We start from the raw sequence: 18,260 nt of genomic DNA, 5'->3' as shown, positions 1-18,260 counted from the left end.
CCCCTGGACCTCAACCCCGGCGAAGCCTTGGCGTAGCCGGGTCGCGGGGCATGACGAAGGATAGAGACTACGCCCTCGGCGCGCAGCGGACGTAGACCATGTTGCCGTAGCGGGTGGCGGCGTCCTTGTCGATGAAGCGGGTGATGAGGACGCGGCCGTCGAAGGAGACGATTTCGCGGTCCTGCTCGCCGGGCGTCGGACCCGCCGGCCCAATATAATTCTTGCCGCTGGGCGAACCCTTCAGCCGCAGTTCCTGCGGTGTTGCCTGGTCCGCCAGATGCATGATCACGCCGCCGGAGGAGCCGGCGGTGATCACGTAAGGATTTTTGCATTGGGCCCGGGCGGCAGCCTCGGTGCGGGCGCGGTCGGCCGGGTTCTGGAATGAGGCGAGGCCCCAGCGCCCGACGATCTCGTCGGCGCGGATCGACGCGGGCATTTCCGGACCGGTGCCGGGCTCGGCCTCGGGGGGCGGTGAGGACGAAGAAAAGGACGGCAGGCTCATGCCGCCGCCGCAGGCACCAAGCAGCAGCGCCAGGCAAGAAGCCGCCGCCAGATTGGCGACCGTGCGCGCGTGAGCTGAACTGATCATGGCATTCCCCCGGACAAAACCATGGCCGCACCCCTTACGCAGCCAAGCGCAAAACCGCTGCCGGAGCAATGACGTCCTTTAATACGCCGGCACCCCGAACAAGTTTCCAATGTCACCATCCTATATCCGTCTCACCAATCGCTTAACCACCTTTGCTTGACAGGATCGCGGCCAAGCCATATTCCCGGGCGCACCATTAGCACTCTGAAAGATGGATTGCTAACGCGCGCCGATCGATCCTCGGGAAGGGTGGACGGAAGCGCCGCCCGCCCACTTCCTCTCCTTCCGAAGCGAGCCTCCAAAGGGAAACGTCATGACTAAATCCAAATTTCGTCCGCTGCATGACCGTGTCGTGGTCAAACGTATCGACGCCGAGTCAAAGACCAAGGGCGGCATCATCATTCCGGACACGGCCAAGGAAAAGCCGTCCCAGGGCGAAGTCGTCGCCGTCGGCCCCGGTGGCCGCGACGAGGCCGGCAAGCTGATCCCGATCGACCTCAAGGTCGGCGACCGTGTGCTGTTTGGCAAGTGGTCGGGCACCGAGGTCAAGATCGACAACGATGAGCTCCTGATCATGAAGGAGTCGGACATTATGGGCGTGATGGCCTAAGGCCAGACGCCTGAACGGCCGCTGAATGCATGCCCGGGTCACTCGATCCGGGCATGCATCATTCCGCCGGGTTCGATCGCGGACCCCGGAATGAGGCGACCCAATAAGCAAGACACATCACGAAGAAGAGGAATTGCAGACCATGGCTGCCAAAGACGTCAAGTTTTCCGGAGACGCGCGCGAACGCATGCTGCGCGGCGTCGATATTCTCGCCAACGCCGTCAAGGTGACGCTCGGCCCGAAAGGCCGCAACGTGCTCATCGAGAAGTCGTTCGGCGCGCCCCGCATCACCAAGGACGGCGTCACCGTCGCCAAGGAGATCGAGCTAGAGGACAAGTTCGAGAACATGGGCGCCCAGATGGTGCGTGAGGTCGCCTCCAAGACCAACGACCTCGCCGGCGACGGCACCACCACCGCGACCGTGCTGGCCCAGTCCATCGTCCGCGAAGGCGCCAAGTCGGTTGCCGCCGGCATGAACCCGATGGACCTCAAGCGCGGCATCGACATCGCGGTCGCGGCCGTCGTCAAGGACATCGAGAAGCGCGCCAAGCCGGTCGCCGCCTCCTCCGAGGTCGCCCAGGTCGGCACCATCTCGGCCAACGGCGATGCCGCCATCGGCAAGATGATCGCGCAGGCGATGCAGAAGGTCGGCAACGAGGGCGTCATCACCGTCGAGGAGAACAAGTCACTCGATACCGAGGTGGACATCGTCGAGGGCATGAAGTTCGACCGCGGCTATCTCAGCCCCTACTTCGTCACCAACCCCGAGAAGATGACGGCCGAACTCGAGGACGCTTACATCCTCCTGCACGAGAAGAAGCTGTCCGGCCTGCAGGCCATGCTGCCCGTGCTGGAAGCCGTGGTGCAGTCGGGCAAGCCGCTCGTCATCATCGCCGAGGACGTCGAGGGCGAGGCGCTGGCCACCCTGGTCGTCAACCGCCTCCGTGGCGGCCTGAAGGTCGCCGCCGTCAAGGCGCCGGGCTTCGGCGACCGCCGCAAGGCCATGCTCGAGGACCTCGCGATCCTCACCGGCGGCCAGCTGATCTCCGAAGACCTCGGCATGAAGCTCGAGAGCGTGACGGTGAAGATGCTTGGGCGCGCGGGCAAGGTTGTGATCGACAAGGAGAACACCACGATCGTCAAGGGCGCCGGCAAGAAGCCCGAGATCGAGGCCCGCGTCGGCCAGATCAAGGCCCAGATCGAGGAAACCACCTCGGATTACGACCGTGAGAAGCTCCAGGAGCGCCTCGCCAAGCTCGCAGGCGGCGTCGCGGTGATCCGCGTCGGCGGTGCCACCGAGATCGAGGTCAAGGAGAAGAAGGACCGCGTCGAGGATGCGCTCAACGCCACTCGCGCCGCGGTGCAGGAAGGCATCGTCCCCGGCGGCGGCGTCGCGCTGCTCCGCGCCAAGAAGGCGGTCGGCCGTCTGACCAACGCCAATGCCGACGTCCAGGCCGGCATCAACATCGTGCTGAAGGCACTGGAAGCCCCGATCCGCCAAATCTCCGAGAACGCGGGCGTGGAAGGCTCGATCGTCGTCGGCAAGATCCTGGAGAACAGGTCCGAGACCTTCGGCTTCGACGCCCAGACCGAGGAGTATGTCGACATGGTCGAGAAGGGCATCATCGACCCCGCCAAGGTGGTGCGCACCGCACTCCAGGACGCCGCCTCGATCGCCGGCCTGCTGGTGACCACCGAGGCCATGGTCGCGGAGTCGCCGAAGAAGGAAGCCGCTTCCGGCATGCCGGCCGGTGGCGGTATGGGCGGCTTCTAAGCCGTCCGTTCCATTGCAGTGTTGCGAAGGCCGCCTCCGGGCGGCCTTCTTTTTTGCCGATCATGACCCGTGCTTTCCAATTCAACCGGCAGCCAAAACCCACTACGGTGACGCCGATTCGAATTGTTTGGGCCTGATCTCAACGGAAAACCGCTTCACACTTTCCGGGTCATGCCCCATTGCCTCAGGGATTTCGTCGATGCGCGCGCTTGTGTTTTGCTCCACGGCCGTTCTGGCGGCTCTGCTTGCAGGTTCGCCAGAGGTCGCATCCGCCCAGATGAAGCTGGCGCCGAAGGCCACGGCGCCCGGCGGCGTCGAGACGCGCTATTTCACCTCGATCGACGGGCTGATGGACGGCAATGCCGACGTGATCTTGAAAGAGACACGCCAGGGCAAGACCGTCACCGCAGCCGTGCTCGACGTCTGCTATCCCGTCGCGAAGAATTCCGACCGCAAGGACCGCTTCGTCGTCAATCTCCAGGTCGCGGGCCAGAACCTGACGGGTACGACGCAGAGCCTCGGCGCGAAGGCGCCGGTCACAGTCAAGCTGCTGCGCAAACAGGCCGGAGACACGTTCGAATTCCGCGGCCAGATCAGCATTGGCCAGACCGTGACCGAGGTCACCTCGCCCGACAATTCCGATCTCAGCGAGAAGGAATTCCTCGACAACCAGACCTCCGACGACGGCATCACGCCGCAGCCGAAGGACTTCACCGACGTCTCGCCGGAAGCGATCGCGGTCAAGGTCAAGCTGGATGCCGCGACCGAGTTCCTGAAGAGCCTGAAGGGCCAGGACGTCGAGGTGACGCTGGCGAGTCTCACCGTCGGCTGCGACGCGCTGCGCGCGGGCGAGCAGACCATCAACATGTCGGTCGATCCGGAGCGCGCCGGCGCGCTGCTGGCGAAATTCAAGGCGACGCCCGGCGTCACCGCCGCGGGCTGGACCGCGGGCATGACCGAGATGGACCGCACCATCCGCATTGCCGCCGCCGATTGGCGCGAGGGCGACAAGATCAACCGCGACAAGCTCGCGGCCGCGGTGGCTGGCGTGCTGAGCAGGACGCTCGCGGCAAAGCCGGTCTCGCAAAGCTTCAACCCGGCGACCGGCAAGCTCAAGCTGGTGTTCAAGCGACCGAACCAGGATTTTCCCGCGCTCGAGCTCACCGACACGATCGAGGTCGCGGGCCTCGTCTCGCCCGACAAGCCCGGCACGACCGACAAGCTCATGCTCTGGATCGGGAGTCCCGCGACCACGACCACTGACGAGAGCAGCGGCGCCAAGCTCAATCTCTCGGACGAAGCGACCGCGGACGAGGAAGGCGATCAGCCCGACGACAACGGTTCGGTCGAGGCGCTCACCAAGGAGCTGAAAGGCCAGCGCTGGGACGCCGACAAGTCGGTGTGGAAGTGATGTAGCCCGCATATCAACTCTCGGTCGTCGCCCGGCTTGACCGGGCGATCCAGTACTCCGAGAAGGTTTTGATGAATCGAGAAGCCGCGGCGTACTGGATTCCCCGCCTGCCGCCTGTGCTAAAGCTTCGGCGCCCCTGGACCTCAACCCCGGCGAAGCCTTGGCGTAGCCGGGTCGCGGGGAATGACAGCAGGGGCTAATTGCCGTTGACGCGAAAGCGCAGCGGCTTGGGGCCGACGAGCGTGAGCACGTCACCCTGGCGCTTCCAGGTCTCGACACTGCCCAGGGCTGCAACGAGATCGTCGTCGGCCTGGGCCCTTGCCGGCGGGCAGGAGCGGTCCTGGATCTGGCCGGGGACGAAGATCACGGTGTTGCCGGCAACCGAGAACTGGCCCTTGCCGCCCTTGCACCAGAGCTCCAGCACGACTTCGCCATTGTCGCCGATCTCGATGTTCGGAATCCGCTTCGAGCCCGGCTGCGGCAGCGCCTCCAGCGTCATCTCGGTGCCGAACGGAAAACCGTCCTCCGCACGCGCGAGCGTGGACATCGCGAGCGTTGCAACCGCCGCACACACCATCTGCCTGAACGAAACCATGAGACCTCTCGACCGACGTGATTTGCGGCACCTTCTATAAGACGGCGGCGCCGTTGAGAAGGTTCGCCCATGGGCCACGCAAAAATCCCCGCGAGGAGCAACCTCGCGGGGATTTGGCTTGAAGCCGGGCGTGGCCTGCTACTTCAGGACCATCGCCGTGAACGGCCAGACATAGGCCTGCAGCGTCACGAACACGCCGACCAACGAGGCCAGCACGATCGAGTGCCAGAACACGAAGCGCAGGATCGTGCCCTCGTGCCCGTACCAATTCGTCGCGGTGGACGCGACCACGATCGACTGGGCGTCGATCATCTTGCCCATCACGCCGCCGGACGAGTTCGCCGCAGCCATCAGGATCGGCGACAGACCAAGCTGCTCGGAGGTGATCTTCTGAAGATTTCCGAACAGAACGTTGGAAGCGGTATCCGATCCCGTTAGCGCCACGCCCAACCAGCCGAGCAGCGTGCCGAAGAAGGGATAGAGCACGCCGGTTGCAGCAAAGGCGAGACCGAGCGTCGCGTCCACGCCGGAGAGCCGCGTCAGCGTGCCAATCGCGAGCATCGCCGAGATCGTGATCAGCGAGATCGCGCAAAGCCGGATGGTGCGCCCGTATTCCGTCAAGAGCCGGCCAGGACCGACGCCCATCAGGAAGCCTGAGATGATCGCCGCAATCAGCATGCCGGTGCCGGTGAACGAGAGATAGGTGAAGCCGAACACCGCGCTCTCTTTCGTCGGCCCCGGCGCGACCGGCGGCATCTTGTTGATCATCTGATGCAGCTCGGGAACGGGATAGTTCCAGGTGAAGATCGAGTTCGCCCAGGTCTTGAATCCACCATTGCCCCAGATCAGCATCACGATGCAGACGATGATCCACGGCAGCAGCGCGCTGAACAGCTCGCTCTGCGTCAGCGGCGTCTTGTCCATCGGTTTTGCCGCGGCCATGGTGGCGGCCGATTCATCGCGGCCGCGCAGCGCCGGCGACAGCCAGAGCTGCCTGGGCTGCCAGACCTTCAGGAACAGGATCAGCGCCCCCATCGAGATCAGCGACGCCCCGATGTCGACGATCCAGGGATTGACGTAGTTCGAGATCACGAATTGCGGGACCGCGAACGACACGCCGGTGACCAGGATCGCCGGCCAGACGTCCTTCATGCCCTTCCAGCCCGCGAACGCCCACACCACCCAGAACGGCACGATCAGCGAGAAGAACGGCAATTGCCGGCCGACCATCGCGCCGAGGATGTAGGGATCAAGCCCGGTCACCGAGGCAAGGCCTTGGATCGGCGTGCCCAGCGCCCCATAAGCGACCGGCGCGGTGTTGGCGATCAGCGACAGGCCGCTTGCTGCAAGCGGCGAGAAGCCGAGGCCGATCAGGACGGCGCCCGTGATCGCGACCGGCGTGCCGAAGCCCGAGGCGCCTTCGAAGAAGGCGCCGAACGAGAACGCGATCAGCAGCAATTGCAGCCGCCGGTCCTCGGTGACGCCGCCGACCGCGCGCTTGAGCAATTCGAAGCGTCCGGTGCTCACTGTCACCTGGTAGAGGAAGATGACGTTGAGAACGATCCAGCCGATCGGGAAGAACCCGGTGACGATGCCCAGCACCGAGGCGCGGATCGACATGTTCGCCGGCATGGTGAAGACGAAGATCGTGATCAAATTGGCCACGATCACCGCGATGACCGCTGCGATATGAGCCTGGACCCGTCCGCTCGCGATCAGGACCAGCAATGTGACGACAGGGACTGCCGCGGCGATCGTCGACAGCACGGGGCTGTGCAACGGGTCATAAACTTGATTCCACATGATCTTCCTCCCCCACGCATGTGTGCTGCAGGCGGCCCGCGTGGACAGCCGATCCTGCTTGACGCTGAAGCGATACCCCCCGAGCCGGACGCGAATTCCTCGCGAATGCAGCGGTTCCCGTCCGCTCACAAGCTCGCGAAATCCCGAAGGCCCCCACCCCGCGCCGTCGAGCCCCATGCTAGGGTTGCAAGCTGCGACAAGCCAACGCAAATTGCAGGACTTGCGACTTTAGTCTAAGCGCGCCGATTTCCGCCGTCGTCCCAAGTCTTTGGCCCCGGGCAGTTGTGCACATCCCTCAGGAGACAGAGCTCTGTGAAGAACATCAGCGCCACGCTCGCGATCGTCTGGCGAATCGCCGCCCCCTATTTCCGGTCGGAGGACAAATGGGCCGGCCGCGGCCTGCTTGCCGCAGTCATCGCGATGGAGCTGGCGCTGGTCGCGATCGACGTCCTGGTCAATCAATGGCAGAACCGGTTCTACAGCTCACTGCAGGCAAGTGACTGGGATAGCTTCGTCAGGGAGATCTGGATCTTCATCGGCCTCGCCTCCGCCTTCATCGCGCTGGCGGTCTACAAGCTGTACCTGAACCAGTGGCTCCAGATCCGCTGGCGGCAATGGCTGACCCGGCACTATTTGGGCGAATGGCTGCAAGGCGCCACCCACTACCGCATGCAGCTCAAGGGCGATGCGGCCGACAACCCGGACCAGCGCATCACCGAGGACGTCAAGAACTTCGTCGAGCAGACCCTGACCATCGGGCTCGGCCTGCTCTCGTCGATCGTGACGCTGTTCTCATTCGTGATCATCCTCTGGGGGCTTTCCAATGCTGCGCCGTTGCACCTGTTCGGCGCCGATCTCATGATCCCCGGCTATCTGTGCTGGGGCGCGCTGGTCTACGCGATCTTCGGCACCGCGCTGACGCACTGGATCGGTGCCCCGCTGGTCAATCTCAATTTCGAGCAGCAGCGCTTCGAGGCCGACTTCCGCTTCAACCTCGTCCGCGTCCGCGAGAATTCCGAGCAGATCGCGCTGCTCAAGGGCGAAGGCGCCGAGCGCGGCCGGCTGCTGGACCGCTTCGGCTTCGTGATCGGCAATTGGTACGCCATCATGAGCCGCACCAAGCGCCTCACCGCGTTCACCGCGAGCTACCAGCAGGCTGCCGTGATCTTTCCCTATGTGCTGGTGGCGCCGGCCTTCTTCGCCAAGAAGATCCAGCTTGGCGACATGATGCAGACCGCCTCCGCCTTCTCGAGCGTACAGGGCGCATTGTCGTTCTTCGTCACGGCGTACCGATCGCTGGCGGAATGGCGCTCGATCGTCGCCCGCCTCGACGGCTTCGAGATGTCGGTCGATGCGGCCGCGCACCTGCCGCCGCACGAGCCTGCGATCGCCCTCAAGGCCGCCGGCGGCAATCGCAATATCACCCTCGAACAGCTCTGCGTGAACCTGCCGAGCGGCACGCCGCTGGTCGCCACCGACGCCTTCTCCGTCCAGACGCCGGAGCGCGTGCTGGTGACCGGACCGTCGGGCTCCGGCAAGTCGACGCTGTTCCGCGCCATCGCCGGCATCTGGCCGTTCGGCACCGGCACCATCTTCGTCCCGGAAAAAGCGAAGCTGATGATGCTGCCCCAGCGCCCCTATTTCCCGGTCGGCGTGTTGCGCGACGCGGTGGTCTATCCGGCCGCGCCGGGCGCATTCGAAACTGCACGCGTCAGGGACGCGCTGATCGCGGTCGGCCTGCCCGACCTCGCCGAGCGGCTTGAGGAGGACGGTCATTGGAACCGGATGCTGTCGCTGGGCGAGCAGCAGCGCCTCGGGCTCGCCCGCGCGCTGCTGCACGCGCCGGACTATCTGTTCCTGGACGAGGCCACGGCCTCGCTGGACGAGCCGTCCGAGGCCCGCCTGTACCGGTTGCTGGCGGAGAAGCTGCCACAGGCCACCCTCGTCTCGATCGGCCACCGCTCGACGCTGGAAGCCTTCCATACCCGCAAGGTGACGATGGTGAAGCACGGCGCGATCCACGTCCTCGGTGACGGTGGTGTGCCGGTCGAGAAGGAGCCGAGCGCGGCACGCTGAGACGGCCCGACGAAGCTCTGAGGCTATGGCCCTTGGTTGCGGCCGTGCTTCGAGACGCCCGCCTTTTTCGGCCTTCAGGATGAGGTCTGTCCTCGCGGTGAGATCTGTGACCCCTCATGGTGAGGAGCCCGCCGGAGGCCGCCGTCTCGAACCATGCGGGCCCCTGGCCTACGCCCCAAAGCCCCAAAGCAAAAGGGCGGCAGGTTGCCCTGCCGCCCTCATCAATTCGCTTCGGGAAGAAGCCTACTTCAGGTTGCTCATGGCCGTCAGGTCGAACGACAGCTTGGCAATGCCGGCCGCGCCGCACCAGTTGGAGCCAGCGCCGCCCGGATTGATCGCGGTGACGTTGGTGGTGCCGGTGGCGTTGAAGGCGCTGGTGAAGGCGTTGCAATCACCCTTGTTCAGGTCGGTGTCGGAGTAACGCAGGTCCAGCGTGAACACTTTGTAGGTGAAGCCGATGCCGATGTTCCAGGTGTTGTAGTCCTTGTAGGGGATACCGTTGGCGAAAACGGTGCCGACGCCGGTGCCGTAGAAGGCGTCCGAAGTCCCAAACCACTGCCGGCCGAACTCACCCGAGACGTACATGCCCATGCCGGAAGCACCGAAGGCCGTGCTGGGCGCCGTGTACTTGGCGGTCAACGAAGCGTAGTTGCCCCAGGCACCCGAGTTCAGGAAGTTCGGCGAGTAGTACTCGGTCGCGCCGACCGTGAAGCTGTCGTTGATGGTGTAGTTCACCTTGCCGTAGACTTCGACGAAGCTGACGTCCTTCTTCATGACGTTGCCGTCGGCGAGGAAGATAGTGGTCGTGCTGACGCCGCAGACGTTGCCGCCCGGAATGCCGCCGGTGAGCACGTTGTCGGCGCAGCTGCCGCCCGGATACAGGTAGCCCCAGACACCGATATCGAAGGCGAAGGCGCCGAAGGTCGGGCGGATACCGCCGTAGATGTCGACTTCAGCAGCAGCGCGATTGGCGAAGGAGATGCTCTCGGCGGACACGCCGACGTAGAGCTGGAGGTCCTTGTTGACGTTGTAGCGCGGCTCGAAATAGGCCGCGACCGACGGCTTGTGGTTCGACTGCGTGACGCCGCGGAAGATGTAGTCGCTCATGATGGCGCCGCCGAAGGCGATATCCCAGGGATCAAACGCGACCACCGGCGGGGCCTTCAGTGCCTTCACTCGCATGTCTGCCGCGAAAGCCGAGCCCGTCACCATTGCCAGCGCCGTTGCCAACAAAGCCACTTTTTTCATTTCGATCCCCATCACCAGTTCTAAGACCCCAGCCGGATCCCGGAAGCCCCCGGAACGCTCGACCTGATTGCAAATTTCGTAACTGCGGCAATCTGGATGGGGTGAGGCAAACCGTGAAGCAAAAAACGCGGGCATCTGCCGACTTTTTGGGCGTTCTGACGATTCCACGAAAGGTTGTCAGCCCGTGTGTCTTCTCGATCACATTATTTGCATTCCAAAGTGCACTGGGAGGCCCGCGTTAGTACGGGTCCGGCGGTACCGTGCTGCCCGTGCCACGAATCAGGCTGCTTCCCGACGAGATCATCCCCGCGCGCCGGCGCGCCGATGCAAAAAGGCCGCAGCATCGCCGCTGCGGCCTTCCTGTTGCCGATCATGGTCGTCGGATTGGATCCAGCCTTTGGCCTGACCTTGGGCCTAACCTTGTCCTTCGGCCGGTGTCGTGTCCGCAGAAGACGAAGGCATCGCCCAGCTTGTCTCGGCGGCAGGCTCGGGAGCCGGAGCTGCCGGCGTTGACGGCTTCGGAGCTGCCTTCGCCTTCTTCGGCGCCGCTTTCTTCGCAGCCTTCTTGGCGGCCTTCTTAGGCGCAGCCTTCTTAGCGGCCTTCTTTGGCGCGGCCTTCTTCGCAGATTTCTTTGTAGCCTTCTTGGCAGACTTCTTCGCGGATTTCTTCGCGGACTTCTTGGCTGCCTTCTTTGAGGTCTTCTTCGCCGCTACTGCCTTCTTGGCCTTTTTGGCCTTCTTGCTTTTTTTCTTCTTCGCTTTCGCCATCGTGATCCTCCTGTTGCCGCCGAACAATGGTCGATCGGGTGTCTTCAGCCGTTACCTCCGGACGAAAGCTCAGCCCTCGAAGCTTAGTCTTCGAAAGCTCAGTCTTGCGCGTTCAGTGCCGGCTGCGACCCGCCCGTAGCCCAATCGAGAAGCTCAATCGTGTGTACGACCGGAACTGACGTGCCACTGGCAATCTGCACCATGCAGCCGATATTGCCTGCGGCAATCATGTCCGGCTTGACGCTCGCGATGTTGGCGACCTTGCGATCGCGCAACCGGCCCGCAAGCTCGGGCTGGAGAATGTTGTAAGTCCCCGCCGAACCGCAACACAAATGGCTCTCCGGCACATCTTTCACCACGAATCCGTTATTGGAAAGCAATTCTTTCGGAAGGCCCGTGATTTTCTGCCCGTGCTGCAACGAACACGCAGAGTGATAAGCGACGACGATGTTGTGCTGTCGCGTCGTGGCCGCGACTCCAAGGCCGGCGACGTATTCAGTGATGTCCTTGGCGAGCGCAGAGACCTTCGCCGCGTCGGCGGCAAACGCAGCGTCTTCGCGCAGAAGATAGCCGTAGTCCTTGATCACGGTGCCGCAGCCTGACGCCGTCACCAGGATGGCGTCGAGCCCCTCGCCGGCCGCTTCCGCGCGCCACGCCGCGACATTGGCGCGAGCCCGTGCCAATGCGTCCTGATCGTCGCCGAGGTGATGGGTCAGGGCGCCGCAGCACTGCTCGTCCCTGACAAGGACGACCTCGATGCCGTGGCGCGTGAGGAGACTGATAGCGGCCTGGTTGATTCGCGGCGCCAGCACCTGCTGGGCGCAGCCCTGGAGCAGCGCGACCCGGCCGCGCTTCTTGCCGAGTGCCGCGAACACACTGCCGGCGGCGGGCCCGGGCGGCGGCAGCCGGTCCGGCGCCAGCGCCAGCATCGCCTTGAGGCGCAGAACCAGGCCGGGCGTCGCCGACGGCCGCGGCGTCGGCAGGAACGCGGCCAGCGGGCGGGCCAGCCGCGCCAGCCACATGCTGGCGCGGAAACGCTGCGGGTGCGGCAGGACGAAGGCCAGCACTCGGCGCAGCAGCCGCTCGGCGAGCGGCCGCTCGTAACGCTGCTCGATCCTGACCCGGGCCTGATCGACCAGATGCATGTAATTCACGCCCGAGGGGCAGGTCGTCATGCAGGCCAGGCACGACAGGCAGCGGTCGACATGTTTGACCACTTCGGCCGTCGGCGTCTGGTCCTTCTCCAGCATCTCCTTGATCAGATAGATGCGGCCGCGCGGGCTATCGAGCTCGTCGCCAAGCAGCACATAGGTCGGACAGGTTGCGGTGCAGAAGCCGCAATGGACGCAGGCGCGCAGGATCTTGTCGGCTTCCGCGATGTCGGGATCGGCGAGCTGCGCGAGTGAGAATTCGGTCTTCATGCGGCAGTGCCTCGCGTCAGCCGCCCCCGGTTGAGGATGGTCTTCGGATCGAAACTGGCGCGGACCCGCTCGCTCAACGCGGCAAGGCCAGGGGCTTGCGGGTGGAATACATCGATCGCGCGCCTGATGTCCTCGGCCGCCCGGATCAGCGTGGCGTGCCCGCCGGCGGCATTCGTACGTTCGCGCACGGCCCGAGCATGCGCGTCCGGCTTCGGTGGCACCGCCGCCCAGATCAGTCCACCACCCCAATCGTAGATCACGTCGCCACCGGTCTCGCGCGCCAGCAGGGTCCCGAGCGCCGCGCCCGACGCCGGCGGGCAGACGATCCGCCAGACCGGCCAGGCCCCCAGCGCGCCACTGGCCGCGAACGGCAGGACGTCGCGGATCGTGGTCCACAGCGCCGCTGACGCCGTGTCCTCGACGAGAATTGCGGTTCCGAACGGCGCCAGCAATTCGCGCAGCGAGCCGGCACGGTGGGCGGCCGAGGCGGCAATGCCCTCGAGCCGCAGCACGGTCAGCGCCTCGCCCTGGCCTGCGATATCGCCGAGACCTTCGATCTCGGTCCGGAACGCCGATGTCGGCAGATGCGCGGCCCCGGAGACATCGAAAGGCGAGCCGAGCGCCGCCGTCATTGCCTTGTTGGCGGCGGCATCGTCGAGCCCGCGCAGCAACAGCGTCCGCTCGGCCTCCGGCTTGGGCATCACTTTCAGCGTGACCTCGGTCATGACCGACAGCGTGCCCCAGGAACCGGCGAGAAGCTTGCAGAGGTCGTAGCCGGTGACGTTCTTCACCACCTTGCCGCCGGTCTTGAAGCTGTCGCCGAAACCGGAGACGGCATGCGCCCCGAGCAGATGGTCGCGCGCGCCGCCCGCCTTGATCCGGCGCGGACCGGCCAGGCCAGCCGCGATCATGCCGCCGATGGTGCCGAGCGCGGGCGTGCCGAGCAGCGGCGCGGTGTTCATCGGCTCGAAGGCGAATTGCTGGTTCTTGGCATCGATCAGCGACAGCACGTCGGCCAGCGGCGCCCCGGCCTGGAGCGTGACAATGAGTTCGTTGGGCTCGTAGCCGGTGATGGCATTCAGCGCGGAGACGTCGAGCACGGCGTTGGTCGCCATCGCGTGGCCGATGCCGCGCTTGGAGCCATGGCCGATGATCTCGAGCGGCTGCTCATTGGCAATCGCCGCGCGCACCACCTCTTCGACGTCTTTGGCGTCTCGTACCTTGAGCGTATCCACGGGCAAAGGCGGTAGCGAAATTCGCCGCCAAAATCAAATGCAGCGTGACGACAGCGGCCATTGCCGCGCGATGCGGCTCGACCTCGGAGCCACGGCCAAGATTCGATCCTCATCGAAGCATTCACGACATCGACACTTCGATCACCGGCGAACCAAAGCCGACAGCCGATCGCTACAAATCTGCACCGAGAGACCAACCGACGGAGACGACATCATGAACCACTATGCCACGCAGAAATCGCTCAGCGACGCCGTCGACGGCGGCGGCCTGCTCGTCGTCGCGCAATGGGAAGCGAAGCCGGGCGAGGCCGACAAGATCGCCGCGATCCTCGACCGCTTCCTGCCGGAGGCCCAGCGCGAGGACGGCGTCAAGCTGTTCTTGATCTCGCGCGCAAAGGACAATCCGGCCCAGTTCCTGTTCTACGAACTGTTCCGCGACGAGGCGGCATTCAAGGCGCACCAGGAGAGCGCGCATTTCAAGACCTGGATCGCTGGCGAAGCCCTGCCGCTGCTGGCAAAGCGCGAGCGGGCGCAATACGGACTGCTGTAGGCATTGCCGAGGAAAGAGGCGTGCATCGCAAGCCCTTCCATCGGCGCAAGCGCCTAGAACCGGGGGATGTCCGGGAATGCCAGATTCCCGGCATGGACGTGCATGCGGCCGAGCTCGGCGCAGCGGTGCAGGGTCGGAAACACCTTTCCGGGATTGAGCAGGCCCTGCGCGTCGAAGGCGCATTTCAGACGCTGCTGCTGGTTGAGGTCGATCTCGCTGAACATTTCCGGCATCAGATCGCGCTTCTCGATGCCGACGCCGTGCTCGCCGGTGAGCACGCCGCCGAACTCGACGCAGGCGCGCAGGATGTCGGCGCCGAAGGCTTCGGCGCGCTCGATCTCGCCGGGCTTGTTGGCGTCATAGAGGATCAGCGGATGCAGATTGCCGTCGCCGGCATGGAACACGTTGGCGCAACCGAGCTGGTACTTTTCCGAGAGCTCGCGGATGCGCGCCAGCGCCTTCGGCAGCGCACCGCGGGGGATGGTGCCGTCCATGCAGAGATAGTCCGGGGAGATGCGGCCGACGGCGGGGAAGGCGGCTTTCCGGCCGGCCCAGAACAGATTGCGCTCGGCTTCCGAGGTCGAGATCTGGCAGGTGGTCGAGCCGCAAGCGTTCGCAATCGTCTCGACCCGCGTGATCAGCTCGTCGACCTCGATCTTGGGACCGTCGAGCTCGATGATGAGGAGGGCCTCGACATCGAGCGGATAGCCGGCATGGACGAAGGCCTCCGCGGCGTGGATCGCGGGCTTGTCCATCATCTCCATGCCGCCGGGAATGATGCCGGCGCCGATGATGCGCGCCACGCATTCGCCGGCCGCCTCGACTTGCGCGAAGCCGACCATCAGCGCGCGCGCCGTCTCCGGCTTTTGCAGGATGCGCACCGTGATCTCGGTGATGACACCGAGCAGGCCTTCCGAGCCGGTGATGACGCCCATCAAATCGTAGCCGGAGTTTTCCGCCGACTTGCCGCCGATGCGCAGGATCTCGCCGCTCATCAGCACGATCTCGCAGCCGAGCACGTTGTTGGTGGTCATGCCGTATTTCAGGCAGTGCACGCCGCCGGAATTCTCCGCGACATTGCCGCCGATCGAGCAGGCGATCTGCGATGACGGATCCGGCGCGTAGTAGAACCCAGCATGGGCGACGGCCTGGCTGATCGCGAGGTTGGTGACGCCGGGTTCGGTGACGACGGCGCGGTTGTCGAAATCGATCTCGCGGATGCGCTTGAACTTGCCGAGGCCCAGAAGCACGCCGTCTTCCAGCGGCAGCGCGCCGCCGGACAGCGAGGTGCCGGAGCCGCGGGGCACCACCTTGATGCCCTGCCCTGCACAATATTTCAGGACCAGCGAAACCTGCTCGGTCGTGTCGGGCAGCACAACGACCATCGGCGGCTGCCGATAGGCCGTCAACCCATCGGATTCATAGGCCCGCATCTCGGCGGCGCTGTCGATCACGCCTTCGCCCGGCACGATTGCGCGCAATGCAGCCACGATCTCGGCGCGGCGCGCGAGCACGGCCTGGTCGCTCGCGGGCATCATGATGGCCATAACATTTCCTTCATGGCATATCCTTCCGGCCAAGGCCGCATGATCGATTTGTCGCGGTAAATCAACCACGTCCGCGGTGGTTTGGGTAGGCCGTCCGAAAGTCGGATCGACGATCCTGCGCGAGTTCGCTCTGGGACAAGTAGGAAATCGTGAAACCTGCCATGGTTTGGCGGCTTGTCCAATCCGAGCAGGCCTGCCAAAACCGGCAGGTCCGACCGTTGCCGATCAGGCATGCAACTGACCAGCCCCCAGGGAAGAGACGAAGAGCACCCGATGACAAAACTGATTTTTGGCGCATTGACCATCCTCACCGCGATTGCCACCGCACCCGCCGCGATGGCGCAGGACGTCGCGGCCGGCAAGTCGTCGTTCAACAAATGCCTGGCCTGTCACGCGATCGGCGAAGGCGCCAAGAACAAGGTCGGCCCCGAGCTCAACGGCCTCGACGGCCGCAAGTCCGGCACCGCGCCGGACTACAATTACTCCGACGCCAACAAGAATTCCGGCATCACCTGGAACGAGGCCGTGTTCAAGGAATACATCAAGGACCCCAAGGCCAAGATCCCCGGCACCAAGATGGCGTTCGCCGGCATCAAGAACGAGACCGAGATCAACAATCTCTGGGCCTACGTGTCGCAGTTCGACAAAGACGGAAAGATCAAGCAGTAAGCGCCGGAACGGCGGCCGCTGGAGCTTCGGTTCTGAACCGAAGCTCCAGCTTCTCGTTTTGACGCGTTTTCTTCACGCGAACCGGCATCCACTTCGCTCGAAAACGCTCTAATCGGCGGTCGCCTGCGCCGGGACGATTTTCCCGATCATCGTCTCGATCTCTGTCTTCACGAGATCGGGCACCGCGTTCTGCACCATGTGGCCGAGATCAGGCAGCACGATCAGCTTGGCATTCTGCACGGTGGCGGCGAACGGGCGGGCGTGAATGGCGGTCTTTACCGTCTTGTCGGGTTCGCCGGCGATGATCGTGACCGGCGCCGTTATCTCGCCGTAGCGCGGAGCTTGCGCAGCCACCGCCTGCTTCAGCGACACCAGATCATAGGCATTGGCGATGAACTCGCGCGGGCGCAGCAGCAACGGCGTCGCGGAGTCCTGCACGAAACCGTCCGGCATCGTTTGCGGCAGGAAGACGTTGCGCGCGCCGGACTCGCTCAGGAAATAGCCCAGCGGGAGGGTTATGGTGTAGGCGAGCAGCGGGCCGATTACGGGCGTTGCGATGATCTCGTTGTAGCGGCCGACGCCGCCGCGCCAGGGATGGGTGACGGGCGCGAGCATCACAAGGCCCGCGACGCGGCCGGGATGATCGAGCGCCAGCCGCGCGCCGAGCGCGCCGCTCCAGGAATGCACCACGAACACCGCGCGATCGATCCCGAGCTTGCCGAGCGCCTCATCGATCATTCGCGCCTGGACCTCCGGCGTCGAATCCTGCCGCCGCGCCCGCGTGCTCCAGCCGTGGCCGGGACGGTCGATCAGGATGACGCGATGGTTCCTGGCGAGGAGATCGCCGAGCGGCCGCCGCATTGCCTCGAGGTTGGAGCTCGCGCCGTGCAGCATCACGATCGGCAGGCCCGAATCGCGCGGGCCGATATCGACGAGGTGAAGCACGGCACCCTCGACCTCGATCATCCGGCCCTGCGGTGGAAAGGCGCGTTGCACGGCGAGGACGCCGGCCTGCGTGACCAGCGCCAGCACAACCAGCGCGGTCACGACTGACATCACGATCATGGACGGAATCCGGGCGACCCAAGGCACAGGGCAGTTACGTGGCTTGCGGCCGGCAGTTTCGCCCGGGGAGCCCCCGCGCTCCACTTGAAATGCCGGGGCTGTGGATATGTGCATAATTCAAGCGAGAAAAACGCAATGAAATCAATACCGCTCCCCGGAGCACGCAGGCTTCGAAACAGCTTCATGCACTCGTCATCGCGGCTTCCTTATAATCGCCATGGTCGGTTCCGCCATTTAGACGCAGGTGGGCGCCGATCGTGCTCGCAACCCTCAGGGATGCGGGAAGACCGGCAGGATTTATCCTGATTTGAACCGGAGAATTTCGATGAGCCTGAGATCCAAAGATACTGCGATCGACGAGATCGTGGCAAGCTGCCACGGTGACCTGCGCGGTGCCGTGCGCGCGCTGCTGCTGATCAACGAGCACCTCGAGACGGAGCTTGCAAAGGCCTACGCCGCAGCGGTCGATCGCGGCCTCGCCGAGCGCGAAGGCAGCGTTTTGCACTAGATTGCTGTCGACCTAGTTCGTGCTGTCCTCGTCCTTTTCCTCATCAGGCGTGGGTGCGGGACAGGCGCGGATGGTCGAACGGGCAAGCTTGGCGTCGGCCTTCGATTTGTAAGGACCGTCACCGAACCAGACGTCGCCGAAGATCACGGGATTGCTGGTCACGATGTTGCATTTTCCGGTGGCGCGATTGCCGACCACCCAGAACAGTCCGTCGGCGAGGCTCGCCGTGCCCGACGCCAACAGCAACGTACCTGCAAAGATCAAACGCTTCATGGCTGTGCTCCCGCCATGAAGGTAGGTCTGCGGCGGTGCCAGCCACACCCCTTGTAACGCGGCGCGTGTCATCGTGGTTAATCCCCCTGCGCCGCATTCGCTCGAGCAATGATCGACT

The 18,260-nt window shown here is 64.5% G+C and carries 17 protein-coding genes; 7 read left to right on the top strand and 10 right to left on the bottom strand.

What is annotated here, in order from left to right; all coding sequences use genetic code 11:
* Positions 1 to 67 precede the first annotated feature (67 nt).
* Positions 68 to 589 (bottom strand): hypothetical protein, encoded by a 522-nt coding sequence (locus tag ACFQX9_RS10780; RefSeq protein WP_007596953.1) that lies wholly within the window; start codon positions 587 to 589, stop codon positions 68 to 70.
* A gap of 313 nt (positions 590 to 902) precedes the next feature.
* Here ACFQX9_RS10780 and groES point away from each other — a divergent pair, with 313 nt between their 5' ends.
* From groES to ACFQX9_RS10765, 3 genes are all read left to right on the top strand, one after another.
* Positions 903 to 1,199, top strand: coding sequence for a co-chaperone GroES (gene groES / locus ACFQX9_RS10775; RefSeq protein WP_007596954.1), 297 nt, complete (start codon positions 903 to 905; stop codon positions 1,197 to 1,199).
* Positions 1,200 to 1,341: 142 nt separating this feature from the next.
* The gene (gene groL, locus ACFQX9_RS10770) at positions 1,342 to 2,973 is read left to right on the top strand and encodes a chaperonin GroEL (protein WP_085350111.1); all 1,632 of its coding nucleotides are present in this window, start codon (positions 1,342 to 1,344) and stop codon (positions 2,971 to 2,973) included.
* Positions 2,974 to 3,172: 199 nt separating this feature from the next.
* The gene (locus ACFQX9_RS10765) at positions 3,173 to 4,384 is read left to right on the top strand and encodes a hypothetical protein (RefSeq protein WP_247299347.1); all 1,212 of its coding nucleotides are present in this window, start codon (positions 3,173 to 3,175) and stop codon (positions 4,382 to 4,384) included.
* Between the two features lie 196 nt (positions 4,385 to 4,580).
* Here the strand turns inward: ACFQX9_RS10765 and ACFQX9_RS10760 are convergent, their stop codons facing one another.
* Together ACFQX9_RS10760 and ACFQX9_RS10755 are read right to left on the bottom strand one after the other, a co-directional pair.
* Positions 4,581 to 4,979, bottom strand: a complete 399-nt coding sequence (locus tag ACFQX9_RS10760; protein WP_018453431.1) for an META domain-containing protein — start codon at positions 4,977 to 4,979, stop codon at positions 4,581 to 4,583.
* Positions 4,980 to 5,117: 138 nt separating this feature from the next.
* On the bottom strand, positions 5,118 to 6,782 hold the full coding sequence (locus tag ACFQX9_RS10755; protein WP_026232530.1) for an L-lactate permease: 1,665 nt from the start codon (positions 6,780 to 6,782) through the stop codon (positions 5,118 to 5,120).
* Positions 6,783 to 7,094: 312 nt separating this feature from the next.
* Between ACFQX9_RS10755 and ACFQX9_RS10750 the strand changes: the two genes are divergently transcribed.
* Positions 7,095 to 8,858 (top strand): ABC transporter ATP-binding protein/permease, encoded by a 1,764-nt coding sequence (locus ACFQX9_RS10750; protein WP_018453429.1) that lies wholly within the window; start codon positions 7,095 to 7,097, stop codon positions 8,856 to 8,858.
* Between the two features lie 243 nt (positions 8,859 to 9,101).
* Here ACFQX9_RS10750 and ACFQX9_RS10745 read toward each other — a convergent pair whose 3' ends face one another.
* The 4 genes from ACFQX9_RS10745 to ACFQX9_RS10730 form a co-directional block, all read right to left on the bottom strand.
* Positions 9,102 to 10,106, bottom strand: a complete 1,005-nt coding sequence (locus ACFQX9_RS10745; protein WP_026232529.1) for a TorF family putative porin — start codon at positions 10,104 to 10,106, stop codon at positions 9,102 to 9,104.
* Between the two features lie 414 nt (positions 10,107 to 10,520).
* A complete protein-coding gene (locus ACFQX9_RS10740; protein ID WP_377788404.1) occupies positions 10,521 to 10,874 on the bottom strand; it encodes a histone in 354 nt (117 codons plus the stop codon).
* Positions 10,875 to 10,972: 98 nt separating this feature from the next.
* Entirely contained in the window at positions 10,973 to 12,295 is a 1,323-nt protein-coding gene (gene glcF, locus ACFQX9_RS10735; RefSeq protein ID WP_377788281.1) for a glycolate oxidase subunit GlcF, read from the bottom strand.
* Positions 12,292 to 13,530, bottom strand: coding sequence for an FAD-binding protein (locus ACFQX9_RS10730; protein WP_018453425.1), 1,239 nt, complete (start codon positions 13,528 to 13,530; stop codon positions 12,292 to 12,294). The genes glcF and ACFQX9_RS10730 overlap by 4 nt, the downstream gene beginning before the upstream one ends.
* A 214-nt stretch (positions 13,531 to 13,744) precedes the next feature.
* Here ACFQX9_RS10730 and ACFQX9_RS10725 point away from each other — a divergent pair, with 214 nt between their 5' ends.
* Positions 13,745 to 14,080: a putative quinol monooxygenase gene (locus ACFQX9_RS10725; protein WP_026232528.1), complete on the top strand. Its 336-nt coding sequence runs from the start codon at positions 13,745 to 13,747 to the stop codon at positions 14,078 to 14,080.
* A 53-nt stretch (positions 14,081 to 14,133) separates the two neighbouring features.
* Here ACFQX9_RS10725 and ACFQX9_RS10720 read toward each other — a convergent pair whose 3' ends face one another.
* Positions 14,134 to 15,627, bottom strand: a complete 1,494-nt coding sequence (locus ACFQX9_RS10720; RefSeq protein ID WP_018453423.1) for an FAD-linked oxidase C-terminal domain-containing protein — start codon at positions 15,625 to 15,627, stop codon at positions 14,134 to 14,136.
* 273 nt (positions 15,628 to 15,900) lie between these two features.
* On the opposite strand from ACFQX9_RS10720, the gene cycA reads away from it, so the two are divergent.
* Positions 15,901 to 16,296: a cytochrome c-550 CycA gene (cycA, locus tag ACFQX9_RS10715; RefSeq protein ID WP_018453422.1), complete on the top strand. Its 396-nt coding sequence runs from the start codon at positions 15,901 to 15,903 to the stop codon at positions 16,294 to 16,296.
* 108 nt (positions 16,297 to 16,404) lie between these two features.
* Here cycA and ACFQX9_RS10710 read toward each other — a convergent pair whose 3' ends face one another.
* Positions 16,405 to 17,361 (bottom strand): alpha/beta fold hydrolase, encoded by a 957-nt coding sequence (locus ACFQX9_RS10710; protein WP_018453421.1) that lies wholly within the window; start codon positions 17,359 to 17,361, stop codon positions 16,405 to 16,407.
* 325 nt (positions 17,362 to 17,686) lie between these two features.
* Here ACFQX9_RS10710 and ACFQX9_RS10705 point away from each other — a divergent pair, with 325 nt between their 5' ends.
* Positions 17,687 to 17,869 (top strand): hypothetical protein, encoded by a 183-nt coding sequence (locus ACFQX9_RS10705; protein WP_007596968.1) that lies wholly within the window; start codon positions 17,687 to 17,689, stop codon positions 17,867 to 17,869.
* Positions 17,870 to 17,881: 12 nt separating this feature from the next.
* Here the strand turns inward: ACFQX9_RS10705 and ACFQX9_RS10700 are convergent, their stop codons facing one another.
* A complete protein-coding gene (locus tag ACFQX9_RS10700; RefSeq protein WP_085361292.1) occupies positions 17,882 to 18,142 on the bottom strand; it encodes a hypothetical protein in 261 nt (86 codons plus the stop codon).
* Positions 18,143 to 18,260: the final 118 nt, after the last annotated feature.

It is taken from the genome of Bradyrhizobium sp. GCM10028915, from assembly GCF_042666195.1.
Classification (GTDB): Bacteria; Pseudomonadota; Alphaproteobacteria; order Rhizobiales; family Xanthobacteraceae; genus Bradyrhizobium; species Bradyrhizobium canariense_D.
Note: the sequence above shows the minus strand (reverse complement) of the source record. Positions and strands in the feature narration are given on the sequence as shown.

Excerpts from the sequence above, each read along its gene's own strand:
- ACFQX9_RS10780 (WP_007596953.1), bottom strand. The coding sequence starts at position 589 with ATGATCAGTTCAGCTCACGCGCGCACGGTCGCCAATCTGGCGGCGGCT.
- groES (WP_007596954.1), top strand. The coding sequence starts at position 903 with ATGACTAAATCCAAATTTCGTCCGCTGCATGACCGTGTCGTGGTCAAA.
- groL (WP_085350111.1), top strand. The coding sequence starts at position 1,342 with ATGGCTGCCAAAGACGTCAAGTTTTCCGGAGACGCGCGCGAACGCATG.
- ACFQX9_RS10765 (WP_247299347.1), top strand. The coding sequence starts at position 3,173 with ATGCGCGCGCTTGTGTTTTGCTCCACGGCCGTTCTGGCGGCTCTGCTT.
- ACFQX9_RS10760 (WP_018453431.1), bottom strand. The coding sequence starts at position 4,979 with ATGGTTTCGTTCAGGCAGATGGTGTGTGCGGCGGTTGCAACGCTCGCG.
- ACFQX9_RS10755 (WP_026232530.1), bottom strand. The coding sequence starts at position 6,782 with ATGTGGAATCAAGTTTATGACCCGTTGCACAGCCCCGTGCTGTCGACG.
- ACFQX9_RS10745 (WP_026232529.1), bottom strand. The coding sequence starts at position 10,106 with ATGAAAAAAGTGGCTTTGTTGGCAACGGCGCTGGCAATGGTGACGGGC.
- ACFQX9_RS10740 (WP_377788404.1), bottom strand. The coding sequence starts at position 10,874 with ATGGCGAAAGCGAAGAAGAAAAAAAGCAAGAAGGCCAAAAAGGCCAAG.
- glcF (WP_377788281.1), bottom strand. The coding sequence starts at position 12,295 with ATGAAGACCGAATTCTCACTCGCGCAGCTCGCCGATCCCGACATCGCG.
- ACFQX9_RS10725 (WP_026232528.1), top strand. The coding sequence starts at position 13,745 with ATGAACCACTATGCCACGCAGAAATCGCTCAGCGACGCCGTCGACGGC.
- ACFQX9_RS10720 (WP_018453423.1), bottom strand. The coding sequence starts at position 15,627 with ATGGCCATCATGATGCCCGCGAGCGACCAGGCCGTGCTCGCGCGCCGC.
- cycA (WP_018453422.1), top strand. The coding sequence starts at position 15,901 with ATGACAAAACTGATTTTTGGCGCATTGACCATCCTCACCGCGATTGCC.
- ACFQX9_RS10710 (WP_018453421.1), bottom strand. The coding sequence starts at position 17,361 with ATGATCGTGATGTCAGTCGTGACCGCGCTGGTTGTGCTGGCGCTGGTC.
- ACFQX9_RS10705 (WP_007596968.1), top strand. The coding sequence starts at position 17,687 with ATGAGCCTGAGATCCAAAGATACTGCGATCGACGAGATCGTGGCAAGC.
- ACFQX9_RS10700 (WP_085361292.1), bottom strand. The coding sequence starts at position 18,142 with ATGAAGCGTTTGATCTTTGCAGGTACGTTGCTGTTGGCGTCGGGCACG.